Raw genomic sequence first — 5,221 nt, forward strand, 5'->3', positions numbered from 1 at the left:
GCACGCTGCGCGTGCGCCGCAGATTTTAGGGTTTTATATTTAATTAAGCCCACTTACTTATCTGATAAAACTATTTTTTGTAAAACTATGAAGCACTTGTGCTATTTTTCCCAATATAGTTATGCAAAAAGCTATGATCGCCTTACATTGCTTTGCGATCGCAAAGATTTAATCTCAATTGGGTAATGAACTCTTAGGAAATCTTGGGCTATGAATACATCAGATCAAGCGCCAACCACCGCCGCAAGCAGAAATAAGACCAAAGCTCTTGCCAAACGGGGAGGTCGAACTCCCTTCGAGAGCAAACTGATTCAAGCAGGACATGCCACCTCCGACCAGTTCGATCGCGCTGTCAAAGATAGCCAAGAACAAAATGTGCCATTTCTCAACGTCCTAGAGCAAATTCTGGGGCAGCAACTCGCCCCCGACATTACCCGCTATTACAAACGCCAACAACTTTTTGAATTACGGGTACTTTACGGCCTCGAACCGATCGATCCCGATGTTGAAATTGACAAATTTGATATTGGCAACCTCAGCGTTTTACTTGACTCCAATATCATCCCCATCTCCAGCTGCCGAGACTGCGAGATCCTGCCCCTAGTTAAGACGGAAAATAGCATCACACTTGCCGTAGTTGCTCCTGACAGCTATAAAGTCCAAAATGAGATCGCGCGCCTCATTAAAAACATGACGATCGTGAAGCGTGTGATTGCCCGTGAGGATTTTCACCGTACCTTTGACAATATCGTGCAGTTTCAAATCAATAAGAGTTCCAAGTCGGAAGGAGCGATCAGCGATGAAGATCTACAGGTCAAAGATGATGTCTTTGGCGAAGATATTGCCGATAGCGATCAAGGCGATGAACTAATGGTTGGGGGTGAAAATTCCGCCCCAATCATCAGCCTCGTTGATAAAATCCTTGTCAAAGCCCTTAAAGAAGGATGTTCCGACATTCACATCGAACCACAGGAAAAGGATCTCTGCGTTCGTCTGCGCAAAGATGGCGTACTGCGCGAATACTTCTTCCTCAGTGAAAGTAAGCGCTTACCGAAAAATATTATCAACGCCGTAATTTCTCGCTTCAAAATTATCTCCAATCTGAACATCGCCGAAAAACGCGTTCCCCAAGACGGTAAGCTCAAGCGAAACTTCCAAGGTCGGCGGGTTGACTTCCGCGTCAATACTTGCCCTACCCAAAACGGGGAAAAGGTATGTCTGCGGATTTTGGATAACTCCAATACCCAACTCGGGCTCAACAAACTGATCAGCGATCCCGAAAGCCTTGCCCTTATGCAAAGCTTTGCCCAAAGACCCTATGGACTAATTCTCGTAACTGGACCTACGGGTTCGGGTAAAACCACTACCCTCTATTCAACCCTTGCGGAATGTAACGATCCTGGCATTAACATTAGTACTGCCGAAGATCCCGTTGAATATAACTTACCTGGATTGACCCAATGCCAAGTGCTACGGGAAAAAGGGATGACCTTTGCCAGTATTCTCCGCGCTTTTTTACGGCAAGATCCCGATGTAATCCTCGTCGGAGAGACCCGCGATGCAGAGACCGCCAAAACAGCGATCGAGGCAGCTTTAACGGGGCACTTAGTACTGACAACCTTGCATACCAATGATGCGCCTAGCTGTATCGCCCGTCTCGAAGAAATGGGGGTCGAGCCATTTATGGCAAGTACCGCTATTATCGGTGTACTCGCTCAGCGTCTCGTTCGCAAAGTGTGCGACAACTGCCGCATCCCCTACAACCCATCCCAAGAGGAGCTAGATCGTTTCGGTTTACCCAGTAGCGACCTTGAGAAAACCTTCTACCGTGCCAACATAGTCAATCGCGAAGCCATGCTTCCCGGTCAACGAGTCTGTCCAAAATGTAATGGCTCTGGGTACAAGGGTCGAGCAGGTGTATACGAGATCATGAAAATGACCGAGCGCTTGCAAAGTGCCATTAACAAAGGCGCAACCACTGAAGTCATCAAAGAAATTGCTGTACAGGAAGGCATGAAAACCTTGATGGCCTACGCTTTTGACTTGGTCAGAACTGGCGCGACCACCTTAGATGAGGTGCTGCGGGTTGTCTATACCGATAAAGGTCGAGAAGCCGAAGAACGCGCCCGTCGTGGCAAAGGATTGGAATGTGATAATTGCGACGCAATGCTCACCCCCGAGACCGTTGAATGTCCGTACTGCACCACGCCTAGAACTTTCTAAAAAACTGCGCTTGAAGCCTTTTGTGAAACATTTGTGAAACACTTGTAAAGCATTTGTAAAGCATGAGGCTTCAAGCATGGGAATTTTCTAGTTTTTAAAATCTGACACAAAGGCAGATTTTTGGGGATATATAGGGAAACATGCACTTATTAGGATTAGATTAGGAGAATCGCCCACTATGGTAATGGACTACATCATCGAAGACTTGATGGAAGAGGTCGTAGAGCGTAAGGGTTCTGACCTTCACATTTCCGCAGGACTTCCTCCTTATATTCGTATCAACGGGCATCTCACCCGTACCGATCGCGATCCACTCACTCCTGAAGAGTGTCAGCGCTTAATTTTTGCGATGCTCAACAACAATCAACGCAAAACGCTCGAACAAAGCTGGGAATTAGACTGCTCCTATGGAGTCAAAGGATTAGCAAGGTTTCGTGTCAATGTTTACAAAGATCGCGGTACCTATGCGGCTTGCCTGCGGGCGCTTTCATCGAAAATTCCTGATATGGATGATCTGAACTTGCCACCGATCGTCCGCGAACTTAGCGAAAAACCACGCGGACTAGTTCTGGTTACGGGACCTACAGGTTCGGGAAAAACAACGACCCTAGCGGCAATGATCCAAACGATCAATAAAACCCGTGCTGAACATATTCTCACCGTTGAAGATCCCATCGAATTTGTTTACGAATCCGTGAAAAGCGTGATCCACCAACGGCAGGTTGGGGAAGATACCAAAACCTTTGCCAATGCCCTCAAAGCGGCATTAAGGGAAGATCCCGATGTAATTCTCGTCGGTGAAATGCGTGACTTAGAAACCATTCAACTAGCCGTCTCGGCTGCTGAAACAGGACATCTCGTATTTGGTACATTGCATACTAGCTCTGCATCTCAAACCGTCGATCGCATGGTGGATGTATTTCCCCCAGAACAGCAAGGGCAGATTCGCGTCCAGTTGTCTAACTCTCTCGTCGCCGTATTGAGCCAAACTCTCGTTCCCCGTCATAACCCCCAACCAGGACAGTTCGGGCGGGTAATGGCGCAGGAAATCATGGTCGTTACACCTGCAATTTCCAACCTCATCCGTGAGGGTAAAACTGCCCAGATGTATGGCTTTATCCAAACTGGTGGGAAAGAGTCCATGCAAACCCTTGAGTCGGTATTAGCAAGGTTATATATGGATGGGGATATTAGCTTTGAAGCCGCCATGTCCAAGACCTCACGTCCTGAAGAACTATTGCGCGTAGTGGGACCCAATCCTGCCCCTGTAATGAAACGCAAAACAACGGGAGATCTGCGATCGCAAGACATGATCAAATCGCGATCGATCAGTGGCTAGACGACTATTTTCTACCCATAATTCCTATTAAAGAGGTGCAATCATGGCGAAGTTTCAGGGGAATCTCAAAGATTCTAAAGGTAAATCCGTACAGCAAACAATGGTTGCTGAATCGGTTAAAGAGGCTCGCGATACTTGGAGACAAAAAGGATTTGTCGTTCAAGATATCAAAGAGGTAAAGGGGGGCTTTAGTTTTGCCGCCATTACCATGAAAAAGGTAACGGTTAAAGACTTAGCTCTATTTTCCCGACAGTTAGCAACCTTGGTCAATGCTGGTGTATCAATGGTGCGAGGTTTGGGAGTCATGTGCGACCAATGCTCCAATCCCACTCTCAAGGTAGCATTAACGGAAGTTCTTGATGACGTACAGCAAGGTACCAACTTTTCCGATGCTCTGCGTAAGCATCCTAAGGTATTTGATAAGTTATACTGCGCGATGGTACAGGCTGGGGAAGCTGGTGGGGTGTTAGATGATGTATTAGCCCGTCTGGCGACATTGCTCGAAGACTCTGCACGTCTCACCAATCAAATTAAATCCGCGATGACCTATCCGATCGTGGTTTCATCGATCGCCGTGATCATCTTCTTAGCAATGTGTATTTTCATCATTCCTGTATTTGATGGTGTATTTAAAAGCTTAGGCGGTGAGTTACCAGCATTTACCCAAATATTGGTAAATATCAGTAATTTTTTAAAGAGTGAGAAGATCTTCATCATTCCCGCCCTATTTGTTTCGATTACCTTCGTTTACAACCGTGTTTATGCAACCCCTGCGGGCAAGCTCTACCTTGATGGCGTTTTCTTGAAATTGCCTTTGTTTGGTGACTTGGTTGTTAAAACTGCTGTGGCAAGATTTGCGCGTACCTTTGGCTCGCTCTCTAAGGCAGGTGTACCGATTCTGGCATCCCTCGAAATTACCGCTGAAACGGCGGGAAATCTGGTGATCTCTAACGCGATCGAGTCTGCTAGAAATGCGGTTAGAGAAGGCGGTCAAATTGCACCTGCTATGGAAAAGACTGAGGTCTTTCCCGTTATGGCTTTGCAAATGGTTAGCATTGGCGAAGAAACGGGTGAAATCGATAAGATGCTGATGAAAGTGGCTGACTTTTATGAGAATGAAGTCGAAGAGGCGGTAAAAGCTCTGACCAGTTTAATGGAACCATTGATGATCGTCGTCTTAGGCGGCATGGTGGGTTCTATTATCGTTGGGATGTATCTACCGATCTTCTCGATTATGGACAAGATCAAATAACTTCCAAAGAGGTGGCGCTAATCTCCATCTTTTGGAAACTTTTTATATCCCAAAAAGAGGGGCACGGGGATTTGCACCGTGATCCTCTTTTTTTGTTACAGCCATAGTCAGTAATGTTACTGGAGTTTAGACTAAGGTGATTGAGATAAGCAGAAAAAGAGCAGGAAAAAGTAACTCAGAGAATAAAGAACTGAGGAAATCTAAGAGAATGAAAACGAGAATATTGAGGGTTAGGAATTAAGGTTGTCTTTGTTGACCTTTTTGGACGGGAAACCCGTTTTTGATGATAGGAAAGCGAGGAAAAGGAGAACGCTTACGCCCAGATTTCCAACCAAGGGACTTACCACGAGGTTTAGGAGAACAGGCTGGAGAACCAATCCTGACTAAAAGTGCGGCAAAGCCCTGAG

3 protein-coding genes and 1 pseudogene are annotated in these 5,221 nt (G+C 46.3%); 3 read left to right on the top strand and 1 reads right to left on the bottom strand.

Annotated features, from left to right (window positions below; translation table 11 throughout):
• Window positions 1-210 precede the first annotated feature (210 nt).
• The 3 genes from PSE7429_RS21060 to PSE7429_RS21070 all read left to right on the top strand — a co-directional run bounded on the left by PSE7429_RS21060 (window position 211) and on the right by PSE7429_RS21070 (window position 4,814).
• On the top strand, window positions 211-2,223 hold the full coding sequence (locus tag PSE7429_RS21060; protein WP_009629388.1) for a GspE/PulE family protein: 2,013 nt from the start codon (window positions 211-213) through the stop codon (window positions 2,221-2,223).
• A gap of 184 nt (window positions 2,224-2,407) precedes the next feature.
• Window positions 2,408-3,562, top strand: coding sequence for a type IV pilus twitching motility protein PilT (locus PSE7429_RS21065; protein WP_040690013.1), 1,155 nt, complete (start codon window positions 2,408-2,410; stop codon window positions 3,560-3,562).
• Window positions 3,563-3,605: 43 nt separating this feature from the next.
• A complete protein-coding gene (locus PSE7429_RS21070) occupies window positions 3,606-4,814 on the top strand; it encodes a type II secretion system F family protein (RefSeq protein WP_009629390.1) in 1,209 nt (402 codons plus the stop codon).
• A 230-nt stretch (window positions 4,815-5,044) separates the two neighbouring features.
• On the opposite strand, the pseudogene PSE7429_RS27825 reads toward PSE7429_RS21070, so the two are convergent.
• Window positions 5,045-5,221: pseudogene (locus PSE7429_RS27825) on the bottom strand (NF041680 family putative transposase); the annotation flags it as partial.

This window comes from Pseudanabaena biceps PCC 7429 (assembly GCF_000332215.1).
GTDB lineage: Bacteria > Cyanobacteriota > Cyanobacteriia > Pseudanabaenales > Pseudanabaenaceae > Pseudanabaena > Pseudanabaena biceps.

Excerpts from the sequence above, each read along its gene's own strand:
- PSE7429_RS21060 (WP_009629388.1), top strand. The coding sequence starts at position 211 with ATGAATACATCAGATCAAGCGCCAACCACCGCCGCAAGCAGAAATAAG.
- PSE7429_RS21065 (WP_040690013.1), top strand. The coding sequence starts at position 2,408 with ATGGACTACATCATCGAAGACTTGATGGAAGAGGTCGTAGAGCGTAAG.
- PSE7429_RS21070 (WP_009629390.1), top strand. The coding sequence starts at position 3,606 with ATGGCGAAGTTTCAGGGGAATCTCAAAGATTCTAAAGGTAAATCCGTA.